Raw genomic sequence first — 1,418 nt, forward strand, 5'->3', positions numbered from 1 at the left:
ATCCATGATCGTTGCCGAAAGCTCGGCGGCGTAGCCGCAAAAGCGCCAGCCCTCGTTGACCACCACGGCATGGTGCGTTTTCGCGATCGAGGCGACGATGGCGTTGACATCCAGCGGGCGCAGCGACCGGAGATCGACGATCTCGGCCGAAACACCGTCGGCTGCGAGAAGATCCGCGGCTTTCAGTGCCTCGACCACCATCTTGGAGGTGGCGAATATCGAGATATCGTTGCCTTCGCGCAGGGTTGCCGCCTTGCCGAGCGGCACGGTCACATCGCCTTCCGGCACCTCGCCGCGGGTGTTGTAGAGCAGCTTGTGCTCGAGGAAGACCACCGGCTGGTCGTCGCGGATCGCGGCCTTCAGCATGCCCTTGGCGTCGGCGGGCGTCGAAGGAGCAACGACCTTGATGCCGGGTATGTGGGCAAGCATGGAATCGAGCGACTTGGAGTGCTGCGCGCCGGCGCCGGCGCCGCCGCCGCCCTGCGTACGCAGCACGAACGGCATCTTGACCTGGCCGTTCCAGATGTAATTGTAGATCGATGCCTGGTTGACCAGCGCATCGAGCGTCAGCGGCACGAAATCCGCATACATGATTTCCAGCACCGGCCGCGTGCCGGTCATCGCGGCGGTCACGGCCATGGCGGTCAGCGCCTGTTCGGAGATCGGCGTGTCGCGCACCCGCGTTTCGCCGAATTCCTCCATCAGCCCTTTCGTCACCTTGAAGACGCCGCCATAGCGTCCGATGTCCTCGCCGAAGACGAAGACGGAGGGGTCGGCCTGCATCTCTTCGCGCAGTGCCGCATTGAGCGCTTCGGCATACCGCATCATGGCCATGTCAGTGTGCCTCGCTGTAGGGGTTGCAGGCTTCGTCGAGCGAGAATTCGGGCATCGGGTCGGAGAGGGCCGCCGCGAATGCCTCGTCGACCTCAGCTCTGGCCGCCACCTCGATTGCCGCGAGTTTCGCCTCGCCGACGTCGCCCAAAAGCGCCTTGCGCGAGACGAGCAACGGGTCACGTTCCTTCCAGGCCGCAATATCCTCCGGCTTCTGGTAACCGCCCATGTCGGAGGTGGAGAAACCTTCGACGCGGTAGGTCTTACATTCGACCATGCCTGGGCCTTCGCCGCGCCTGGCGCGCTCGACCATGGCCGACACGGCACGGTAGACAGCCACCGCGTCATTGCCGTCGACGATCTCGGCCGGCATCGCGTAGCCGGCGGCGCGGATCGACAGGTCCTCGACCGGCGACTGGACCTCGGAGGGAACGGTCAGGCCGAACTGGTTGTGTTCGAGCACGAAGACGACCGGCAATTTCCACAGCCCCGCCATGTTCATGGCTTCGTGGCAGATGCCGGTTTGCGCGGCGCCGTCGCCAAAGACGCACATGGCGACATTGCCGGTGCCGAGGATCTGCATCGAC

2 protein-coding genes are annotated in these 1,418 nt (G+C 64.7%); both read right to left on the reverse strand.

Annotated elements, in window-relative coordinates; genetic code table 11:
* Positions 1 to 834: pyruvate dehydrogenase complex E1 component subunit beta (locus EOA22_RS33505; protein WP_206521466.1), on the reverse strand; the 834-nt coding region annotated here is incomplete at its 3' end.
* Between the two features lies 1 nt (position 835).
* Positions 836 to 1,418, reverse strand: a 583-nt coding sequence (locus EOA22_RS33510) for a thiamine pyrophosphate-dependent enzyme (protein ID WP_245478757.1), incomplete at its 5' end; no start/stop codon positions are given.

This window comes from Mesorhizobium sp. M7A.F.Ca.US.014.04.1.1 (assembly GCF_003998745.1).
In the GTDB taxonomy this organism is placed as follows: Bacteria; Pseudomonadota; Alphaproteobacteria; order Rhizobiales; family Rhizobiaceae; genus Mesorhizobium; species Mesorhizobium ciceri.